General features: G+C 36.1%; 23 protein-coding genes and 1 other annotated feature. Of the genes, 18 read left to right on the top strand and 5 right to left on the bottom strand.

Annotated elements, in window-relative coordinates:
• Positions 1 to 56 precede the first annotated feature (56 nt).
• The 3 genes from LCM23_RS02125 to aspS all read left to right on the top strand — a co-directional run bounded on the left by LCM23_RS02125 (position 57) and on the right by aspS (position 3,591).
• Positions 57 to 1,172, top strand: a complete 1,116-nt coding sequence (locus LCM23_RS02125) for a mandelate racemase/muconate lactonizing enzyme family protein (protein WP_224935189.1) — start codon at positions 57 to 59, stop codon at positions 1,170 to 1,172.
• 5 nt (positions 1,173 to 1,177) lie between these two features.
• On the top strand, positions 1,178 to 1,900 hold the full coding sequence (locus LCM23_RS02130; RefSeq protein WP_373370945.1) for a GNAT family N-acetyltransferase: 723 nt from the start codon (positions 1,178 to 1,180) through the stop codon (positions 1,898 to 1,900).
• Positions 1,901 to 1,937: 37 nt separating this feature from the next.
• Positions 1,938 to 2,170: a binding site (T-box leader), on the top strand.
• 104 nt (positions 2,171 to 2,274) lie between these two features.
• Entirely contained in the window at positions 2,275 to 3,591 is a 1,317-nt protein-coding gene (aspS, locus tag LCM23_RS02135) for an aspartate--tRNA(Asn) ligase (protein WP_373370946.1), read from the top strand.
• Between the two features lie 85 nt (positions 3,592 to 3,676).
• Here aspS and LCM23_RS26040 read toward each other — a convergent pair whose 3' ends face one another.
• The 3 genes from LCM23_RS26040 to LCM23_RS02150 all read right to left on the bottom strand — a co-directional run bounded on the left by LCM23_RS26040 (position 3,677) and on the right by LCM23_RS02150 (position 7,012).
• Positions 3,677 to 4,528 carry a methyl-accepting chemotaxis protein gene (locus tag LCM23_RS26040; protein WP_095370175.1) on the bottom strand — a complete coding sequence of 284 codons (852 nt, stop codon included), beginning with the start codon at positions 4,526 to 4,528 and terminating at the stop codon, positions 3,677 to 3,679.
• Positions 4,529 to 4,547: 19 nt separating this feature from the next.
• Complete coding sequence (locus LCM23_RS02145; protein ID WP_224935191.1) at positions 4,548 to 6,008, bottom strand: aldehyde dehydrogenase family protein; 1,461 nt, start codon at positions 6,006 to 6,008, stop codon at positions 4,548 to 4,550.
• Positions 6,009 to 6,133: 125 nt separating this feature from the next.
• On the bottom strand, positions 6,134 to 7,012 hold the full coding sequence (locus tag LCM23_RS02150; RefSeq protein WP_224935194.1) for a LysR family transcriptional regulator: 879 nt from the start codon (positions 7,010 to 7,012) through the stop codon (positions 6,134 to 6,136).
• A gap of 105 nt (positions 7,013 to 7,117) precedes the next feature.
• Between LCM23_RS02150 and LCM23_RS02155 the strand changes: the two genes are divergently transcribed.
• Together LCM23_RS02155 and LCM23_RS02160 are read left to right on the top strand one after the other, a co-directional pair.
• Positions 7,118 to 8,209 carry a citrate synthase/methylcitrate synthase gene (locus LCM23_RS02155; RefSeq protein ID WP_281202765.1) on the top strand — a complete coding sequence of 364 codons (1,092 nt, stop codon included), beginning with the start codon at positions 7,118 to 7,120 and terminating at the stop codon, positions 8,207 to 8,209.
• 145 nt (positions 8,210 to 8,354) lie between these two features.
• Positions 8,355 to 8,621 (top strand): hypothetical protein, encoded by a 267-nt coding sequence (locus LCM23_RS02160; protein ID WP_224935200.1) that lies wholly within the window; start codon positions 8,355 to 8,357, stop codon positions 8,619 to 8,621.
• A gap of 7 nt (positions 8,622 to 8,628) precedes the next feature.
• Here LCM23_RS02160 and LCM23_RS02165 read toward each other — a convergent pair whose 3' ends face one another.
• The gene (locus LCM23_RS02165; RefSeq protein ID WP_224935203.1) at positions 8,629 to 9,138 is read right to left on the bottom strand and encodes a DUF6241 domain-containing protein; all 510 of its coding nucleotides are present in this window, start codon (positions 9,136 to 9,138) and stop codon (positions 8,629 to 8,631) included.
• Between the two features lie 175 nt (positions 9,139 to 9,313).
• Between LCM23_RS02165 and LCM23_RS02170 the strand changes: the two genes are divergently transcribed.
• From LCM23_RS02170 to LCM23_RS02225, 12 genes are all read left to right on the top strand, one after another.
• Positions 9,314 to 9,736: a MarR family winged helix-turn-helix transcriptional regulator gene (locus tag LCM23_RS02170; protein ID WP_224935207.1), complete on the top strand. Its 423-nt coding sequence runs from the start codon at positions 9,314 to 9,316 to the stop codon at positions 9,734 to 9,736.
• A complete protein-coding gene (locus tag LCM23_RS02175; protein ID WP_224935210.1) occupies positions 9,720 to 10,067 on the top strand; it encodes a DUF3147 family protein in 348 nt (115 codons plus the stop codon). The genes LCM23_RS02170 and LCM23_RS02175 overlap by 17 nt, the downstream gene beginning before the upstream one ends.
• Positions 10,068 to 10,172: 105 nt before the next feature.
• A complete protein-coding gene (locus LCM23_RS02180; RefSeq protein ID WP_095370167.1) occupies positions 10,173 to 10,892 on the top strand; it encodes a YebC/PmpR family DNA-binding transcriptional regulator in 720 nt (239 codons plus the stop codon).
• 222 nt (positions 10,893 to 11,114) lie between these two features.
• Complete coding sequence (locus LCM23_RS02185) at positions 11,115 to 11,378, top strand: CD3324 family protein (RefSeq protein ID WP_224935213.1); 264 nt, start codon at positions 11,115 to 11,117, stop codon at positions 11,376 to 11,378.
• Between the two features lie 101 nt (positions 11,379 to 11,479).
• Complete coding sequence (locus tag LCM23_RS02190; protein WP_224935217.1) at positions 11,480 to 12,121, top strand: FusB/FusC family EF-G-binding protein; 642 nt, start codon at positions 11,480 to 11,482, stop codon at positions 12,119 to 12,121.
• Between the two features lie 380 nt (positions 12,122 to 12,501).
• A complete protein-coding gene (locus LCM23_RS02195; RefSeq protein WP_224935726.1) occupies positions 12,502 to 13,482 on the top strand; it encodes a FecCD family ABC transporter permease in 981 nt (326 codons plus the stop codon).
• On the top strand, positions 13,475 to 14,482 hold the full coding sequence (locus LCM23_RS02200; protein ID WP_224935220.1) for a FecCD family ABC transporter permease: 1,008 nt from the start codon (positions 13,475 to 13,477) through the stop codon (positions 14,480 to 14,482). The genes LCM23_RS02195 and LCM23_RS02200 overlap by 8 nt, the downstream gene beginning before the upstream one ends.
• Before the next feature lie 17 nt (positions 14,483 to 14,499).
• Positions 14,500 to 15,276 carry an alpha/beta hydrolase gene (locus LCM23_RS02205; protein WP_224935223.1) on the top strand — a complete coding sequence of 259 codons (777 nt, stop codon included), beginning with the start codon at positions 14,500 to 14,502 and terminating at the stop codon, positions 15,274 to 15,276.
• 131 nt (positions 15,277 to 15,407) lie between these two features.
• Positions 15,408 to 16,508: an endospore germination permease gene (locus tag LCM23_RS02210; RefSeq protein ID WP_224935228.1), complete on the top strand. Its 1,101-nt coding sequence runs from the start codon at positions 15,408 to 15,410 to the stop codon at positions 16,506 to 16,508.
• The gene (locus LCM23_RS02215) at positions 16,486 to 17,976 is read left to right on the top strand and encodes a spore germination protein (RefSeq protein WP_224935230.1); all 1,491 of its coding nucleotides are present in this window, start codon (positions 16,486 to 16,488) and stop codon (positions 17,974 to 17,976) included. Before LCM23_RS02210 ends, LCM23_RS02215 begins: the two co-directional genes overlap by 23 nt.
• Positions 17,973 to 19,109 carry a Ger(x)C family spore germination protein gene (locus tag LCM23_RS02220; protein WP_224935233.1) on the top strand — a complete coding sequence of 379 codons (1,137 nt, stop codon included), beginning with the start codon at positions 17,973 to 17,975 and terminating at the stop codon, positions 19,107 to 19,109. The genes LCM23_RS02215 and LCM23_RS02220 overlap by 4 nt, the downstream gene beginning before the upstream one ends.
• Before the next feature lie 26 nt (positions 19,110 to 19,135).
• A complete protein-coding gene (locus LCM23_RS02225) occupies positions 19,136 to 19,591 on the top strand; it encodes an NUDIX hydrolase (protein ID WP_224935237.1) in 456 nt (151 codons plus the stop codon).
• A gap of 46 nt (positions 19,592 to 19,637) precedes the next feature.
• Here the strand turns inward: LCM23_RS02225 and LCM23_RS02230 are convergent, their stop codons facing one another.
• Positions 19,638 to 19,928, bottom strand: coding sequence for an AbrB/MazE/SpoVT family DNA-binding domain-containing protein (locus LCM23_RS02230; protein ID WP_095370159.1), 291 nt, complete (start codon positions 19,926 to 19,928; stop codon positions 19,638 to 19,640).
• A 292-nt stretch (positions 19,929 to 20,220) separates the two neighbouring features.
• On the opposite strand from LCM23_RS02230, the gene LCM23_RS02235 reads away from it, so the two are divergent.
• Positions 20,221 to 21,198 carry a ring-cleaving dioxygenase gene (locus LCM23_RS02235; RefSeq protein WP_224935240.1) on the top strand — a complete coding sequence of 326 codons (978 nt, stop codon included), beginning with the start codon at positions 20,221 to 20,223 and terminating at the stop codon, positions 21,196 to 21,198.
• Positions 21,199 to 21,233 lie beyond the last annotated feature (35 nt).

Genomic DNA, 21,233 nt, shown 5'->3' on the forward strand with positions numbered 1-21,233 from the left:
GAGGGAGCCGAGTTTTTTCTTCGGCTTTCTTCTTTTATTGATAAGGAGAGAGAAATATGAAGATTACATCCATCGCTATCTATGCGATTCGTCTACCATTAAAACAACCGTTTGTCATCAGTTATCATACATATAAAGATATGCCATCCATAATCGTAAAAGTGGAAACGGATGAAGGGCTCATAGGCTACGGAGAAGCAGTACCTGATGAGCATGTGACAGGAGAAACATGGGAAGGCACTTATCAAGTAATTAAACATACGCTTGGACCTGCCATATTAGGTATCAATCCAATGGAAATTGAAAAGGTACATGAAATCATGGACAAGCTCATTTATCAAGCACCTGCTGCTAAAGCTGCGATCGATATTGCTTGTTACGACTTAATCGGTAAAAAACTACAAGTGCCCGTGTATCAGCTCATCGGTGGACGTTACCATGAGCAATTTCCCATCACGCATGTGTTAAGTATTGGTGAGCCAGAAAAGATGGCGACAGAAGCAATGGAACAAGTCTCTAAAGGTTATACATCATTTAAAATCAAAGTAGGTAGAGATGTGAATGGGGACGTAGCAAGAATTAAGGCAGTTGCTGATAGCGTTAAAGACAAAGCCGTTATACGAGTGGATGTTAACCAAGGTTGGCAAACAGCGGCTGCTACTTTAAAAGGAATTAAGGCATTAGAAACGGTAGATATAGATTGGCTAGAGCAACCGGTAAGAGCAGATGATATTGATGGGATGGCATTTATTAGGTCTCATTCAACAGTTTCCCTTATGATTGATGAAGGATTAAAGGGAGCAAGAGAGTTGAAAGAGATTATTCAGAAAAATGCCTGTGATCGTATAAACATTAAGTTGATGAAGTGTGGTGGTATATTGCCAGCAGTTAAGCTTGCATATCAGGCAGAACTAGCCGGGATTGAGTGCCAGGTCGGATCAATGGTAGAATCATCGATTGCTTCAAGTGCAGGTTTTCATGTGTCATTTTCTAAAAAGAATATTACAAGTGTAGAATTAACCGGACCACTGAAGTTCTCTAAGGATATCGGTGACTTACATTATGATATTCCTCATATTTCTTTAAAAGATCAACCTGGATTAGGCGTAAATATTGATGAAGAGATTCTAAAAGAATTGACTGTATTTGAAGATGTATTAAAGGAGAGTTGAAGAGATTGAATGTAATCATGAGAGAAATGATAAAGCAAGGCCCATCTTATGAAGTTACAAATCTAGAAGAACAGCATATTGAACAAATTTTACAATTGCAACAAAAGGTTATCCATGCCCTTCCGGATAAAAAAGTATTACAGCCTTTAGCGAAAGAGGAGTTCCTCAATATTTTAAGGGGAAATGGAAAAATGGTTGGTGCTTGGGTCAAAGAGCAATTAATTGCCTTTCGCGCATTGCTAGTTCCACCTGAAAATGATCCTGAGCACCTTGGTCTAGATGCTGGTGTAACGGATTTATCCACGGTTATCTATCAAGAAATATCTAATGTAGATCCTATGTATAGAGGGAATAAATTACAGCAAAAGCTTGCTCAAATTTTAATGGAACAATTGAAAAAAGAATCACATCAGTATAGATATGTTTGTTGTACAGTCGCTCCTTTTAATTACCCTTCACTTAAGGATAAGTTTGCCCAAGATATGCAAATCATTGATCTTAAGGAGAAATATGGGGGTAGCCTTCGCTATGTTTTTATGAAAGATTTGCAAGCTGCTAAAGTTGTCCAACAAGGAGAAGTGATTGAAATAAAGATGGATGATATCACCAAACAACAGCAATATTTACAGTCTGGTTGGCGCGGGGTGAAAATGACCATAGCAGAACAGGAGACAAAAGTGGTTTACGCCCGTTTTAATGAGGTAGATTTTATAAACGAAATAGTTTGACATTTAGGGTGAAGCGATGTATCTTAAATTATAATATTCGAGAGCGTTGAGTTGGAGGAGTAGTCTGACACCCTTATCTATAAGAGAGCTGCTTATTTTAGCTGAAAGAGTGGCGATAAGGAGTTAGATGAAAGACACCAATGAGTTCCATCTGAAAAGTTTTTACTAAGTAGGCGTGGACGGTGGCCACCGTTAACGGGCATATAAGAGATTACATTGAATGATGTAATAATTAGGGTGGTACCGCGAGAACCGAGCCTCGTCCCTTCTGGGATGAAGCTCGGTTTTTTTGTGTGATAAGAAAGGGGTGATTCACATGGATAGTGATGATGACGATAACGACGATACAAACAAAATAATAAGGAGTGTGAATGATGATGGTCAAGATCAATGATGGAATAAGCCGTGTGAATTGCTCCGATGTAATGAAACATGTGAACAGAAAGATTACACTATGTGGGTGGGTTCACCGTGTTAGACATTTAGGAAGAATTACTTTCTTACAGTTACGGGATCGTAGTGGCATCATTCAATGTGTATTAGAGAATGAATTGGCTGAAATGAAACTTTCATTAGAGTCAGTTATTTCTGTACAGGGTCTTGTTGTAAAGACAATGAAAACCGATACGGGTGTAGAGGTAATTGTTGATAAGCTTCAGTTATTAAACACTGCTAATGCACCCTTACCAATTGAATTAAATCAAAAAGAATTAGATGTCCACATGGACACATTATTGAATAATCGTGTTTTATCACTACGGAACCATAAAGAGCATCTGATGTTTAATATAAAGTCAGCAATTGTTGACGCCTTTTCATCTTTTTTACGAAATGAGGATTTTATCCAAATTTTCACGCCGAAAATTGTAGCAGCGGGTGCGGAAGGAGGGGCGAACCTTTTCTCAATAGACTATTTTAATCAACCTGCTTATTTAGGGCAATCACCACAATTTTATAAGCAAATGATGGTAGCAGCAGGATATGAACGAGTATTTGAAGTAGCTCCTGTTTATCGAGCGGAAGAACATGCGACATCTAGACATTTAAATGAATACATTTCCCTTGATTTAGAGATGGGTTTTGTATTTTCGAGCAAAGAGTTGATGGAATTAGAGGAGAATCTATTACGTTTTATTTTTAACACCATTCGGGATCGTTATCAAAAAGAGCTGCAAGAAGTTGGTGTAACAATTCCTTTAATTGAAAGAATACCCAGTATATCACTTCATGAAGCAAAGCAAATTTTAGCTCAAGAATATCATAAATCCACTAGTGAGATGGAAGATTTGGATCCTGAAGGAGAACGCTTAATTTGTCAGTATTTTTCTGAAAAGGAAAACAGTGAATTAGTTTTTATCACACATTATCCAAAGGCAGTTAGACCTATGTATGCCAAGCCATTAGAAAATCACTCCTTATACACAGATTCTTTTGATTTATTGTTTAAAGGAATAGAGATTACAACTGGCGGCTTGAGGATTCATGATTATCAAGAATTAATCTCTTCAATAGAAGAAAATCACTTAAAAGTGGCAGATTTTGAAAGTTATACGAATGTTTTTAAGTACGGTATGCCACCACATGGCGGTCTTGCAATAGGGTTAGAGCGACTGACAGCTAAAATAATGAATCGACCTAATGTCCGCTTTGCGTCAGCATTCCCGCGAGATCGGCATCGATTAACCCCATAAGAAAATGCACGAACAAATGCTAATGGTATAAGTATTTGTTCGTGCTTCTTTATAGAAGGCAAGCTATGACATGACAGAAAGAATATCAATCGCTATCTACTGTCGTATCAGCCATCTCCACTAAATGTTGAGCGTTGCGACTAATTTCTTGAATCGTCGCTGAAAACTCCTGAATGGAGGCTGCTTGGGTATCTGTTAATTGATGAATTTGTGAGAAAGATTGATTAAGCTCAGTGAGTAACCCCGCTATACTTTTCGTAATTTGATCTATTTGCGAAACATGGTCTTTACTATTACTTGCAAGCTTACGAATCTCTTCCGCTACTACAGAGAATCCTCTTCCAGCGTCCCCAGCTCGTGCTGCTTCAATTGCTGCATTTAAACCTAAAAGGTTACTTTGATCAGAAATACTTTTTACAGCAGTGGATATTTTTCCGATTTCATCTGCACTATGGCTAACAGTCCCCATTTGTGAAGACATATCAGTCACTTTATCTGCAAGAATAGTCACTGATTTACTTATCTCTTCAATGGCTGCAGCTGTTTGTTCTGATACTGCTGAAAGACTTTCTGCTACATCGAAGAGCTGATTGGACTTTTCTAAACTAATTCCAATACCTACTCCACCGATTACTTCACCCTTCTCATTATGAAGGGGGATGGCTTTTGCAATAAGGGGAAAACCGAATAATTCTTTTGGTACCATCGATGTTTTAGTGCTATTTGTACGTATGGATTCTGTAATAATGTCACCGTCAATTAGAGGGTCCCCTGGAGAGACATTTAATGAAAATGTCTTTCCTGGATAATTAATAATTAATTTCTCTGTATCATATATACCAATAGTGATATCATCATGAATTAATGTATTTAAGTAAGGTGCTACCTTTAGAAAAGCGTCCATTACGTTTATTGATTGCTGTTCTGTTTCAATCATCTTTTTATCTCCCTAATTATTAATATGGCAATTGTCTTTGACTATAATTAACAGAAATCCATTTCATTGTTGTAAACTCATCTAAACTCCAATCTCCATTTAATCGACCAAGTCCGGATTGTTTTTCACCACCAAAAGCAACAATAGGCTCATCGTTAATCGTAACATCATTTACATGAATCATACCCGTGTGAATTCTTTTTGCCATTTCAACACCGCGTTCTACATTGGCAGTATGAAGCGCCCCGCTTAATCCGAGTTGTGTATTGTTGGCAATATTAATGGCATCTTCTTCTGTATCAAAAGTCATAATACAAACAACAGGACCGAAGAGTTCTTTTTGTGCGACTGTCATTTCAGGTGTCACATTTGTTAAAATCGTTGGTGCAACTAAATTCCCGCTAATTTCTCCTAATAGGATAGGTTCTGCACCTTCTTGAATGCCCGTATGAATTAAATCCTCTAATGTTGATGCTTGTCGTTTGTTAATAACAGGACCGATAACGGTTTCAGGGTCGCTAGGATCCCCGACTTTAAGTGCTGCTACCTTTTCTTTAAATTTGTTCATAAACGTTGGGTAAATTGATTTTTGAACGAGAATACGATTCGCAGACATACAAATTTGTCCTTGGTGTGTGAAACGGCTAAATGTTGCTGCATTAACGGCATAATCAATATCTGCATCTTCCATGACGATAAAAGCACTATTACCGCCTAACTCTAGTAAAGGTTTTTTAAAGTTCTTCACTGCTACTTGACCGATGTAACTACCTACTGTAGTAGAACCGGTAAAAGAAATGATTCTTGGAATCGGATGTTCTACAAAGCCATCGCCAATTTCCTTAATTTCACATAATACAACATTTAGTAATCCTTTAGGGACACCAGCTTCTTCAAATATCTTTCCTATTAATGTACCACCAGTTACCATTGAATCTTCATGAGGTTTGAGGACTACTCCACATCCCGCGCCAAGTGCAGGAGCAACTGATTTCATAGAAAGGAAGAAAGGGAAGTTAAATGGACTAATGACACCAACCACACCAGCTGGAACACGATACAATCTGTTTTCTTTATGGTCTTCTGTAGACGGCAGAATTTTACCTTCCATACGAAGTGGGTAAGTGGCTGCCTCTTTAATCATATTTTTTACAAGGCCAATTTCAAAAGCCGCTTTTAATCGAGTACCTCCAAGTTCAGCAATAATTAACTGAACAATCTCTTCTTCATGTGAGTCGATAATGGCTACCGCTTTTTCTAATATGTCTCGTTTTTTATAGGGGTTGACACGATCCCATTCTAGCTTTGCCTTAGCACTTGCTTGATATGCTTCATCAATATCTTCTAATGTAGCACCATTTACTTCTGCAAGGATGTCTTCATTAAATGGATTAATATTTTGTAAGAGAGTTTGACTTTTTCCTTGGCGCCATTCTCCATTTATAAACTGCTTATTTAATACTGATAATTGAAAACTCATGGAAAAACCTCCTTAGAATATATGAATCTAAGATGTTTATCGACTATAAGAGTCGAAAATGATAGTTAGTAAATGTAAAATATATAGGTAATTATATCTAATGTTGTTCATGTTTCGTTGAATTGTCACAAACGGTAGTTTTGTAAATATTTCATGAAATCCATTTGTTGGTTATTTTCTTTTTTCATCCAAGCGTACGTATGGGCTTGGGGTAATGTAATATTTGATTGGGGGACTTCTAATAACCATCCTTCCATTAATTCTCTTCTTACAGTGGACAGCGGTAAATAGGAAACACCCAATCCCTCAATAATGAACCGTTTAGAAATGTGTATTTGCGATACTTTCATTGTTTTGATAAAGGCATACTGATAGTGAAGATCATTTTTTAGTTTAGACCAGTATATGGGATGATTGTCGGTTATTAAAAGATGATGAAATAAAATATCTTCCTCTTCCAATGGTGGTGCGCTCTCAGCATCTTTTCCATCATGCGCGATGATTAATTTAACATCTTCAGAGTATAGTATTTGATATTGCACCTCTCTTGAATTAGGCAGATTACAGCTCAAGCCGATATCAATATCCTCTTCGAAGAGCGCTTTTTCCATTTCCTCGGATTCTAGTACATGTACAGCTACTTCAACAAATGGATGCTTGCGCATATAATTTTTTAATGCGAAAGGTAGAATCGTATCTGCGATAATAGGAGAAATTCCTATGCTTAGCGAGGAAGTATATCCTTGCGTATAATGACTAAGTGCTTTTTTACCGTCTTCAAAACTTGCTAGAATTTGTTTAGCATACGGAAGAAATTGTTTCCCGGCCTTTGTTAAACGCATGGAACGTCCCTCTTTCTTGAAAAGAGTGGTTGCTAATGCTTTTTCTAAATGACGGATATGAACAGTAACTGACGGTTGCGAAATATAAAGAGCTTCTGCTGTTTGTCTATAGTTTAAATAGTTTGCTGCTGTAATAAAGGTTTTTAACCATTGGAACTCCAATTTCTTCACCATCCTATCAATTAATATTATTAAATGAATTGATAAAAAATATTTAATTTTCTTAATTATACAACGAGCGTATACTAAAAAAAAGAAGAGAGGAGAATGAAAATGTTCAGGAAAGGCTTAAAGGGTATTGTTGCGGTTGAAACAAAAGTGGCTTCTGTAGATGGAGAAAAAGGAAGATTAACTTATCGAGGTTATGACGTTGGAGAATTAACGAAAACATTAACATTTGAAGAAGCAGCCTCTCTACTGTGGTATGGGGAATTGCCAACGGATAGGGAAGTGAAGGAGTGCATTCAAAAGATCAAAGATAATAGAGCATTAAGTCCTTTGCAATGGGAAGTGCTGCAGGCATTACCAAGAGATATGAGTTTAATGGATGTCATTCGAACGCTTATTTCATTAGAAGGTGACCAAACTTACAGCGGTCCCCCTACAGTGGAACAAGCCATCAAGCTAACAGCGGTAATTCCTACGATTATTGCTCACCGTACGAGACTATTAGCAAACAAAGATGTGGTCCATCCAGAGCTACAATTGTCACATGTTGAAAACTATTTATATATGCTTACTGGAAAAAAACCGTTAATAGCTCATGTTCAGGCATTAGAGACGTATATGATTTTAACGATGGAACACGGTATGAACGCATCAACATTTGCCGCTCGTGTGACCGCTTCTACTGAGTCAGATATCGTTTCTAGTATTGTAACAGCAATTGGTACAATGAAAGGACCATTACATGGTGGTGCGCCTACAGGTGTTATCGCATTATTAGAAGAATTGAAGGTTAGTAACGATAGAAAGAAAACGATTAAACATAAGATACTAAGTGGTGAAAAATTAATGGGGTTTGGCCATCGTGTATATAAAACGGTTGATCCAAGAGCCGAGGCTTTAAAAGAAAAGTTACTAGCGATGCAAGTAGAGGATTCTTGGCTTCATTTTGCAATTGAAGTTGAAAAAGAAGTGGTTACAATACTTGCTGAGTTAAAACCTGATAGAAAACTATATACCAATGTTGAATTTTACGCAACAGCAATTATGAGAGCGCTCTCAATGGATTCTACTCTTTTTACTCCCACCTTCACTGCTGCTAGAATGGTAGGCTGGACAGCACATATTCTTGAACAAGCTGAAGATAATGTCATTTTTAGACCACAATCGACGTATGTTGGATCGGAAAAATAATCTCTGTATGGAAATGACAAAATAGTTGCCAGGAAAATGGGCAACTATTTTTGTGTAATTTTACATTGTTACCCATATATTAATGATTTAGAATAAAGTATATTAAGCGTATGTAATCTTGAAAATGATGGATGGGAGGGAAGGGATGAAGTATATTTATTCTTTTAGTGTGTTTATATTGGTTTTGTTCATGTATTTTTATTTAGTTGCTACAAGCATTGTAGGTAGTTATCTTATTGGTGATGAGTTGTATAAGGATCATCTTATTTTTCCAACTGTACTAGATGGAACACCTACTGTGGTGGATCAAGCGTTGTATGCATTTAAAGTTTCAGGCTATCCCTATTATGCTTTTCTCTGCTTTATGATGATTATATTTACTCTGTATAGAAAAAAGAGGAAAAGTAAGTAGTTACGATTTATTCAAAATACTTCTCAATAAAAGCTTCTTCTTCTTCTGGGGATAAGATTCCAGTTGCCTTACCAATTGTGCCATTTTGCAATGACCAGAAATAATTGTGGTCATTATCTACATTAGAGAAATCCCCTTTGCTCCATTTATCTAAAATAGTTAAAAGCTCTTCTTCATGTTCAAATTGATTGTTTTCAATCGTTTTTTTCACTTCTTCAATTGCTTGTTCTGACATTCGAACAGAACCCCACTTTTCACTTGCCTTGACTTTTTGATGTGTCATTTTATGCATCACATCAATTACTTCACTTTGAGTCGAATTTGTACTTAATCCAGTGTTTTCCGTATAGGCATTCATATCCCCATCTATACTAGCTTTTCTTGATGCTTTATTTGAAGTATCACCCTGAAGATTAGCTACTGAAAGAGAATCATTACTGAGATAACTTGCAGTAAACCAGCCTCCGCTAATAATCACAAAGCCACTTATTATAATAATTACGAGCCATTTTTTCATATTAATTTGATCCCCTTTCAAAGTAGGAAGGTTTGTGAATGTGGAAACTTTCTTAGAGAATTGATTGTAATACAGATTATTGTGAATATTTTACCATAACTTAAAAACATTTGTATATTTATCGTATTATACGATATAATCTTATTATAAGATGAAAAAGAATGAGGTTGATTATATGAATCCAACTGAACTAAATAAATACTGGACAGACATCTATTTTTACTTACGTTATCAAAATCAAAACGAGGATAAGATATCCCATCAAGGTGTAAGGATTTTGCAGCTTTTAGATAAGTGTGAACATATTGGAATAAAAGAAGTAGCGAAGAATATTGACGTCTCACACAATACTGCGTCTGAACATGTGAAGAGATTGATTCATAAGTCATGGATACATAAAGAAAGATCAACAGTAGATGAGAGAATGGTTATATTAAGGCTAACTGAACAAGGGAGGCAAGTACTAAAGAGAAATGCGAATCTTGACGAAGGAAAATTAGCGCAAATTCTCGCTAGTATGACGCCTTCGGAGAAACAAATCATTGATTCTGCCTTACACTTATTAAGTGAGCGAGCGAAAAATGCAACTAATAGTTAAAATACTTCTTTCAGCAATCATTATTGGCGTTGTTACAGAAATGGCTAAACGTTTTCCTACATATGGTGGTGTCATTGCTGCATTGCCACTTGTCAGTTTATTAAGCCTTATTTGGCTCTGGGTAGAAAAAAATGATACAGGAGTGATGAGTGAATTCACACTTGGGGTTCTTTTAGGTTTACCAAGTACGATAGTGCTTTTGGCTATTGTCTTTTTTTCGCTAAAGGCTGCTCTTTCTTTCACTGTTTCTATTCTTTTCGGTGTCATTGGTTGGGCAGTTTTTCTCGGGGCACAATTTGTCTTACTTAACCTATGGAAAAACATTAATTAATCAACGAGCTTTTTTCTCTTAGCGGTTTGCGTTATAATAATCAATGAATATTTAGTGCATCTAAAAAAATGATGAGTAGATAAAAGTTGAAAGAGAGTGGGACATATGGGCCGTAAATGGAATAATATAAAAGATAAGAAAGCGGCAAAGGACGCCAATAATAGCCGTATTTATACGAAATTTGCCCTTGAAATCTATGTAGTGGCAAGACAAGGGGAACCTGATCCTGAATCGAATCAGGCATTAAAACAAGTATTGGAACGTGCAAAAACATATAATGTACCGAGAAATATTATCGACCGCGCGATTGATAAAGCGAAGGGTGGCGGGGAAGAAAAGTATGATGAGCTTCGTTACGAAGGATTTGGTCCTGGAGGTAGTATGATTATTGTTGATGCCCTTACCAATAATGTCAATCGCACAGCATCAAATGTGCGCGCTGCATTTGGTAAGAATGGTGGAAATATGGGTGTAAGTGGCTCTGTTTCTTATATGTTTGATGCAACAGCTGTTTTTGGTTTAGAAGGAAAAACAGCGGATGAAGTGTTAGAAATATTGATGGAAGCGGATATTGATGTGCGTGACCTTCTTGAAGAAGAAGAATCAGTGATTGTTTATGCAGAACCTGACCAATTCCATGCTGTGCAAGAGGCGCTAAAAGGTGCTGGCATTGAAGAGTTTACAGTTGCAGAACAAACAATGTTACCACAAACAGAAGTGAACTTAGAGGAAGAACAACTTGCGCAATTTGACAAATTAATTGATGCCCTAGAAGATTTAGATGATGTACAACGTGTTTACCATAATGTAGACATGAGTGAATAAATATAAATGATGGATGCGATTTTTTGTTTCGCATCCATTTTATTCTATTTTTAGGAGGTGGTCACAACATGCAAATCACCTTTTTGCTAAATAATGAAACAGCTCACGCGAAGCCTATAGAGAAGGCGATACTTTGTGTGAGGTAGAATAAATGCAATCGCCATGTCTCTTCATTAGGCTTTGCGTCCTTATTATCTACAAACAATAAGGAGCGAGCGTAAGATGAGATATCAAAAAGCAAAGAATGTGTTGCCACCTGAATTATTAAAAGAGATACAAAAATATATTCAAGGTGAATCGATTTATATCCCTAAACCCCCTCACAATAAGGATGGTTGGGGAATGAAATCAGGTGCAAGACTCAAAATCAGTCAAAGAAATGAAGAGATTAGAGCTTCCTATAGTATGGGAAAAACAATGGATGAGCTAAGCGATGAATACTTTTTAGCTCACGAGACAATAAGGAAAATTATTTACACAAAATAAATGATTTATGCCGACTTTAATTTTTATTTAAATTCGGCATTTTTTTATGTTTACATATAGGGTAAATTAAGAAGGAAGAAACTAAGGCAGGAGTGAAAATAATGATAGCCTTTATGACCAATGAACAGTATAATCTTGTGAAAAAACAGGTGAATAAAATAATAAATGCCAAGTCCTCTGTCAATGATCCAACGATCTTAAAAACAGTAAAAACATTGGCATGGGAAGCGGTTCAGCAATCATTACCTGATATGGCGGAGGAGGAGGCTTCCTTACTGGGACAAATGCAATTGGTTGACGATCGATTAACTGCAGATAAATTCTTTCATGAATTAAAGCCCTATGTTATCCCCTTCCCAGCTCTGTCAGAAACGAAATTAAGGAAGTTATTTCCAAAGGTGAAGAAGCTGAAGTTCCCATTAATTGATGCAGAAGATTATCAAACAATGACCTATCTATCTTGGGATGAAAAGGGTAGTCAGTACCGAATGATTGTTGCCCCATACGAACAAAGCTATATTGGTTTAAGAGGAACTTTCCAACCTTCTGAACAAAAAGGGCTTTGTCATATTTGTCACCGTTTTACAGATATAGGCATGTTCATAGTCGAGACAAAGGGTGAAGTCGTTGGTACCTTTACCAAAAGAGGTAATACGGTGTGTAAAGATATGAAAGATTGTAATCATCATGTAGAAACTTTGCTTCATTTGTCAAAATTTATTCGACATATAACAGGAAAATAGATAAATGTAGCGAAATACTTAAGTGGATATTGATTTGATTTTTAAGCGGCACTTCAGCGATGAAGTTGCCGTTTTTCTTTTGGTTGAGAAAATATAATTGTCTAGTAATAAGCGCACATGCTGAAGGCTTGTATAGGCTAACGGTATGTGTTTGTTACTTTAAGATATGAGAAGATTCATTTTTTTCTCTTTTTCTCTTGTCAATCGGGAGATGTTTTATTATAGTAAATGATAACGATTATCATTTTCGTTAAGAGTTGAAGTGGATTTTTTACATAGAAACAAAGACGGTAGTATCTTGACTATTTCTATACATTTTAATAGAAAAATAAATAAAAAGAGTTGTGGGGATTGTGAAGAATAAAACAAGATTAGCAAAAATGATTATATTGATATCACCTATACTTATGATAATAACAACTATTTTATCTGTTATTTACGGAACTAAAGGGATATCTTTTTCAACGATTTGGGAAGCTTTTACTGCATACGATGAAGGTAATACGGATCATGCGATTATTATTACCTCAAGGTTGCCAAGGGTATTAACGGCCATGTTAGTTGGTGCATTTTTAGCTGTGTCAGGTGCGATTATGCAAGGAATGACAAGGAATTATTTAGCTTCTCCTTCCATTATGGGTGTAACAGATGGTTCTGCTTTTGTTATTACTATTTGCATGATTGTATTGCCGAATATGACTTCTATTGAAATGATACTGTTTTCAATGGTTGGCTCCGCATTAGGTGCAGGAATTGTCTATGGGTTTGGTTCTTTAATACCAAAAGGTTTAACACCCGTTCGATTAGCGATTATTGGAACCGTCATAGGTACCTTTTTATCAAGTACTTCTGCTGCATTAGCATCTTATTTTCAAATTTCACAAGATGTTAGTTTTTGGTATAATGCCAAACTTCATCAAGTAGATGTAGATACATTTCTTTTGGCCATTCCATTTGGTGTCATTGGTTTGATTATCGCTCTCATCACGTCTGGACATATTACCATTCTTTCTCTAGGAGAAGAAATTGCTGTTACTTTGGGGCAAAAGACGAAATGGGTGAAAGCACTTGCTTTATTGGCAGTCATTTGTCTGACTGGGACAGCAGTAGCCCTCGTTGGTAAGGTTGGTTTTGTAGGGTTAATTATTCCTCATATTGCAAGATTTTTAGTTGGTGTGGATTATAGATGGCTCATTCCATCTTCCGCAATAATTGGGGCGATATTTCTAGCAGTATGTGATATCATTAGTCGGTTTGTCAATCATCCGTTCGAGACACCAATTGGTGTTGTGACAGCACTCATAGGAGTGCCATTCTTCCTCTACCTGATTTATAAGAGAGGGGGAGAAAAGCATGCGTAAAACCGTTCTTATTGCGATTGTTTTATCTATTCTTATTTTAGTGAGTGCTTATGTCAGCTTAGTTTATGGAGTTATAAATGTAAATTTTACTGATGTCATCAATACTTTATTCCGTATTGATCCGTCTGATCAGCTTGATTTAGTTATTTTTGATTTTCGCTTGCCTCGAATTGTCATTGGAGCACTTGTTGGATTTGGTTTAGGTATAGCAGGTACGGTCATTCAAGGTGTAACAAGGAATGGATTGGCTGATTCCGGAATTCTAGGAATCAATGCTGGAGCAGGGGCTGCAATTGTTATATTTATGTTGTTTTTCCAAGGGCAGCTGGATTTAACTGGTTGGCTATCGATCATGATTATGCCGATTTTTGGATTGATTGGTGGACTACTTGCAGCGGTTATTATCTTTTTCTTCTCTTGGCAAAAGGGGACATTTGATACAGGTCGGTTAATTCTAACTGGTATTGCCATTAGTTCTGGTTTTGGTGCGCTTTCTATGTATATCTCTTTAAAAATGAATTCTTCTGATTATGAAATGGCTGCTGTTTGGGTATCTGGGAGTATTTATAATGCGAATTGGATTTATATTATTTCAATGATACCTTGGCTAGTTATTCTTATTCCATTAATCATCCGGAAAAGTTATTTATTAGATCTTTTCCGACTATCTGACATTAGTTCGAAGGGTGTAGGAGTACCTGTTGAACGTGAAAAGATTAAACTCATTATTTTAAGCATTGGGTTAATTAGTGCTTGTGTATCTGTTTCAGGAAATATTAGTTTCATTGGTTTAATGGCACCACATATTGCACGACAATTGGTAGGGATGAAGCATCAATTTATTTTACCGATTTCGGGCTTGATTGGTATGCTTCTTGTGGTCATTGCTGATTTTGTTGCCAAAAATGTGTTCACGCCAGTCGAATTGCCGGTAGGAATTGTCATATCAATGATTGGTGTACCATATTTCTTATATTTATTAGTCAAGCAAAAAAGATAATGATAGGGGATGGGAAAGTGTTACATGGAGAAATACAACAATGGACAGTACATTCTAAAACAAAGCAAGACTATGTCATATCAATTCATATGCCAGAGAATCCACCCCCATCTGAAGGCTATGGTGTTCTTTATGTACTTGATGGAGATGCCTATTTTCAGTTGATAAAGGAAGTTATTCGGCTGCAGGCGAAACGGTCTGCTAAAACAGGCGTATCTGAAGTGATTATTGTAGGTATAGGATATGGAGCTAAAGATTTTCATTCAAGGAGGGTCTTTGATTTTACCCCACCTGCAGAAAGTGATCATTTACCACTACGACCAGATGGTAGTGCTTGGGGAGATACTGGCGGAGCCGAACAGTTTAATGACTTTATAGAAAATGAGTTAAAACCAGCTATTAATAAAGAGTTTCCGGTTAATCAAGAGAATCAATCCTTATTTGGTCATTCTTTAGGTGGGTTATTCACATTAATGACGATGATGAATAATCCAACTTCTTATCACGCGTATTTCGCTTGTAGCCCTTCGATTTGGTGGAATGGTGAAGCTCTCATGCAAGAAGTGCCAGCTTTTATGGAAGAATTTGAACAAAGGCAGGAGAATCGCGATATCCGCCTTTTTCTGGCAGCAGGTGGGGACGAGAAGGAACATTTATTGATAGCTGTTAGAAAGTATTATGAGAAAATCAAGGAAATGGAACAACTGTCAGTTATCTATAAGGAAATAGAAGGAGAAAATCACGCTTCTATTATACCAACAGTATTGAGTACGGGTTTGAGATTTCTTCGGTAATTCTATAAAAAGGGGTTTTGTGATGTCTTTATCACAAAACCCCTTTTTAAATTGTTACGGTTGTAAAGTCAAATATGTTTTGGAATAAAAACCAACTTCTTCCCTCATATTAAGAAAAAGGGAGGTAAGAGATGATGGTTCGAAGTATTACCGCTTTAAATTCATTTCCTGTTTTGGGCCTTGCCATTGGTTTGATGACCCATGTAATTGTATTGCCCTCTGTCTTAAGCGTGGCAGGACGTAGCGCTTGGATTAGTTTAATGATAGCTGGAAGTCTTTATATTATTTGGATTCCTCTCATTTACATAATAATAAAGAAAACAGGGCAACAAAACCTGATGAACTGGTTAAAATCCAACAGTCCTCCAATTGCGTATAATGCCATTCGAGCACTGATTTTATTTCTTTTATTCATCAATGTATTTGTTACATTATATACAACTTTTTCGTGGGTGAATACTAATTATATGATACAAACACCTAAGTATGTTTTATTTATCATTTTAATCATTCTTTGTTTATTAGCTGCACTCTCAGGTATAAAAGCTATTACGATTGCTAGTGGAATTCTATTTCCTATCGTTTGTTTTCTTGGTTTTTTTATTATGATAGCCAATTTTAAGTTTAAAGATTATTCGTTACTTTTTCCCATTTTTGAAGAGGGATGGGCTCCTATTCTAATAGGTGTTGTTATTTTATCAGGAGGGCTTTTGGAGGTTTTTTTGTTAGTTTTATTACAGCATCATATTCGTGATAACATCTCTTTAAAATTTTTCATTCCGATATGTATTTTCTTCGTCTTTGTTAATTTTGGCCCTTTAATTGGTGCAATTACTGAATTTGGTCCAGCACAAGCATCAGAATTAGTGCACCCTGCTTATGCACAATGGCGTTTAATTACTTTAGGGAAATTTTTGAATAAGTTAGATTTCCTTTCTATTTATCAATGGCTTTCTGGTGCGTTTATTCGTATTAGCTTGTCTATCTTTATCATTGGGGATTTATTTCATTTTAAGACGCAAAAAAGGAAAGTGATTTTATTAATTAGTGTGTGTCTTTTTTTAATAATCGGCCTATCTTTACCAATTGATGGACCGACTTATAAAATCATGATTGATCATTACTTTTTTTCTATTACAGTTATTGGGATTCTACTTGTGACGCTCAGTATTCATCTAATCCTATTCATTAAAGGAAGAGTGGAAAAAAATGAAAACGCGATTAAACAATAAGAAAAGACTGCCGAAAACTGATAAATTGGATGAGCAATACTTAAGGCAGCAATTCGCAATCAATGGCGACGTGCAATTTGTTAATTATTCGTTTCAATATTATCCACAACCAGGGAAAGTGGTTGTGCTCTTTTCTGAAGTAATGATCGATAAAGGTAAATTAAGTGAGGCTTTAGGTAGGTTAGAAGAAAGTTTTTTAGAAGACAGGCGCCTAGAAGAAAAAAGAGAAGAGAATGAGCAATTACTTATGTATCAAGTGAATGTTGAGGAAGAAGATAAAGAATCAATAGCAGAAGATATTTATTCTGGCATGGTTTTTGTCCTAGTAGAAGAATTAGATAAAATGTTCAAATTTGAACTGCCTCAAATTCCTAATCGTTCACCAGAAGAGTCCAATTCGGAATTATCTTTTCGTGGACCAAGAGATGGATTTGTGGAAGACTTGCATATTAACCTTGCGTTAATAAGAAAACGGTATAAAACCTCAACCTTAGTAAATGAAGCAATTGAGATAGGGGTACGAGGGAAAACAAAAATTAGTTTATTATATGTGAAAGATATAATAAAGGAGCAATATGTTATTGATTTAAAAAGTCAGCTAGCAAAAATAGAAACAGATGTGATCATTAGTACGACCGATTTAGAAGAGGTGTTGTCAGGTAAGTACTATACTCTTTTTCCCTTGTTTAATTATACCGGACGCCCTGATAACGTAGTTGCTAATCTAGATTTAGGTAGATTTGTCATTATTGTGGATGGTTGTCCTACTGTAATGGTTGGTCCAACTACATTATTTTCAGTATTAAAAACACCGGAAGATCGCTTCACAGAATATTATTATACGAATATGCAAATGTTTTTTAGGTTAACTGGTCTTGTCATATCAAGTATTTTGCCAGGATTTTATGTTGCTATGATTTCCTTTCATATGGATCAATTGCCTTTCCCATTTTTGGCGACTATCACAGTTTCGCGAATGGGATTACCATTATCACCACCGTTAGAGGCATTTTTAGTCTTAGCTTTATTTGAGTTATTTAAGGAAGCAGGTAATACTCTTCCTAGGGCTATCGGACAAACATTAACGGTCGTAGGGGGGCTAATCATTGGTGATGCAGCAATAAGGGGTGGTTTAACAGCTCCCACCATGCTTGTTATTGCTGGTGTCACTTCTGTTGCTGCATATACCCTTGTTAACCAGTCACTCGGTGCCTCCTTAAGCCTTGTACGTTTCTTTATCTTGCTTTTCTCAGCGGTGCTCGGTTTATTTGGCTTTTTTATCAGTATTTTTTCAGTGATATTATATTTATCTAGACTAGAGATGTTTGGTTTGCCTTATTTAGCTCCACTTTCTCCTTTGTCATTTAAAGATACATTTGCAAGTATTTTAGAAAAACCTTATCTTTTACGAAAAAAAAGGTCAAGTACTATGCGACCTAAGGATGACACGAAGGGTAGGCTAAAATGAAAAAAATCCTTATACCTATTATCGTATCTGCTCTTCTATTAAGTGGTTGTTGGGATGAAAAGGACATTGTGGAAATGCAATATATAACCGCCATTGGCATTGATTATGATAAGGAAAAAGACGATTATATATTGTACGCACAGGTAGTATCTTTTGCAGGTGTAGCAAAGTCGGAGCAAGCAGAAACAGTGCCGTCGAAGGTCTGGGTTGCTAAAGGTCAAGGAAAATCAATGGAAGCTGCTATAAATATGATTTACGATAAATCCAATCAAATAGTATACTGGGCACATATAGGAATCATTATTTTTCATGAACGATTACTGCAACATGGGATTGATCAAATAAGTGATAGTTTGGCTCGTTTTCAACAGATACGGGAAACTAACTGGATGTATGGCACGAAAGATTCGATTGAGGATATCCTACTAGTAACAAGTCTCTTTAGCTCCGCGGTTCAAACAACACTTTTTAATCCAGAGGAAGCTTATCATGTACACTCTATCATTTCACCTATCAGAATGCATCGGTTCTATTCAGATTTTACTGAGAAAGCTACCACCACAAAACTACCGATGATATCAGTAAAAGAGGATGTTTGGAAAACTAAGGGAGCAACAAATGATTCAGCTAAAAGCTCTGGAGTCTTCCTTTTAAAGGAGAAGAAATATTTAGGTAGTTTACCCATAAGTCGATTTAGAGGCTTACGTTGGGTAACAAAGACAACAAAAAGGTCTCCGTTAAGAATCAAATTGGAAAATAATGATGAAGTAAATATCATTATTACCCAATTAGACCCGCATTTGAAAATAAATAAGTTAGACAAAGATACATTTGATATCGATATTAATGCAAATGGAGGGATCATTGAGGTTCAAAAAGAAATTTCGTTACCCATTCTGAAGGAAAAAATTATCGAAAAAATGGAGAAGGAAATTAGAGAGACCTATGAGAATGCTTTAAATATAAAGGCGGATATATATAATCTTGAAGAACTTGTGTATAGAAAAGATTATGACCGTTGGAAGCATGATTACAAAGGAAGGTTTACCCTAACAGAAAATTCTATTGCGAATATAAATATAGATATTACTATTACGAAAACAGGAGAGTACGATTATCAATTTTCTTATTAAGATTTGGAGAGGGGAAGCAAGAAGAAATGGAATACTATAAAAAGATAAGAGAGTTTGTAGGTAAGGAGCCATTACTTTTACCTGGAGCTGTTGTTGTTATCGTGAATGACCGAAATGAGATTTTACTACAACAAAGGCCGGAGTCTCTTTGGGGCTTACCCGGAGGATTAATGGACTTAGGTGAAAGTATGGAGGAAGTAGCGAAAAGGGAAGTAAGAGAGGAAACGGGGCTTGTTGTCGAGAATCTTTCGTTTGTTCAGTTGTTTTCAGGTAAGGAATTCTTTGTACGTACAAAAAACGGTGATCAGTTTTATGCCATTACTGCGGTTTATATGACAAATGACTATAGTGGGGAATTAACTACAAATAGTGATGAAACCTTGTCTGCACAATTCTTTCCTATTGATCAGCTTCCAAGTGAATTAATCGAGAATTATCAAAAGTATATAGAACCAGTTAAACAATTATTAAAGCAACCATAAAAAACAAGGCTCTCATTATACTTGAGGAGCCTAGTTTCTTAATCGCCTATTTAAAATGTAACAGTGATTGTTTGTTTCTAATTTCTGTTATGAGTGACTCTGCGGCTTTTCTACTAAGTACAATTTTCCCGTCAGCTAGCACTAAATTATCATTCTCGATTTCACCCGTTATTTGACAAGCTTTACTGGCATTATACTTTTGTAATATAATTCGATCGTTTTCAACGAATATTTCAAGTGGATCCTTCTCATAAATTTCTAAAGTATTTCTTAGTTCCTTTGGAATGACTATTCTCCCTAATTCATCAACTTTACGAACAATGCCTGTGCTTTTCAAAATGACTACCTCCTATTAATGGTTGTGGATTCCACTTATTTTTTTTAATAGTTAAATATTATACAATGTTAGCAAAAATCCTTTATTAAACCGGTTACATTTATATTACTATTTTTATCGTTTTTGTCATAAAAGTTTTTTTCTGTAAAATGGCATAGAGCAATGATGATAATAGGTTGACAGAAAATCGAATTCGTGATAATTTTATCTCAAGTTAAAGATATTTTAATTCAAGATATTTAAATACTTTTAAATAATTATGTAGATATTAATTTGAGAAGGGAATGATTCGATGTTCGGTATAAAAGGCGTTCATCATGTAACTGCGATTACTAGTAGTGCAGAAAAGAATTATCAATTTTTCACCTATACTTTAGGGATGAGATTAGTGAAAAAGACTGTCAATCAAGATGATATTCAAACATATCATTTGTTTTTCGCAGATGATAAAGGAAGTCCTGGAACAGATATGACTTTCTTCGATTTCCCTAATATACCCAAAGGTGTTCATGGTACAAATGAAATTTATCAAACATCTTTCCGTGTACCTAGTGATCAGGCATTGGATTATTGGGTGAAAAGGTTTGACCGATTAAATGTTGCCCATAGCGGTATCCAAGAGCAATTTGGCAAAAGAGTTTTGCCGTTTGTTGATTTTGATGATCAGCAGTATCAGCTTATTTCCGATGAAAATAATAAAGGTGTCGAAGCTGGGACACCGTGGCAAAATGGCCCCATTCCTTTAGAGTATGCGATTACTGGCCTTGGTCCGGTCTTTGTCCGTGTATCTAATATTGATTATTTTAAAGAAATGCTGATGAAAGTATTAGAGTTTAGAGAAATTGCCCAAGAAGATGACTTGTACTTATTTGAAGTTGGCGAAGGTGGTAATGGTGCACAAGTAATTGTTGAGTATAATACCGTTTTACCGATGGCACGCCAAGGATACGGTACCGTTCATCATGCTGCTTTTAGAGTGGAAGATAGGGAAGCAATTGATCATTGGACTGGGAGAATGGCGCAATTTGGCTATCAATCATCAGGTTTTATTGACCGTTTCTTCTTCGGCTCTTTGTATACAAGAGTGGCACCGCAAATTCTATTTGAGCTGGCTACAGACGGTCCAGGGTTTATGGGAGATGAACCATATGAGACACTAGGTGAATCGTTATCACTGCCACCATTCTTTGAATCTAAAAGAGAACAAATTGAGGGCCTAGTCAGACCAATCGATACAATTCGAAGCACAATTGATTTTAAAAAAGAATGAAGAACTCTATGCGTATTAATTAGGATTAAACAAAC

This window comes from Cytobacillus kochii (genome assembly GCF_020171845.1).
Taxonomy (GTDB): Bacteria; Bacillota; Bacilli; order Bacillales; family Cytobacillaceae; genus Cytobacillus; species Cytobacillus kochii.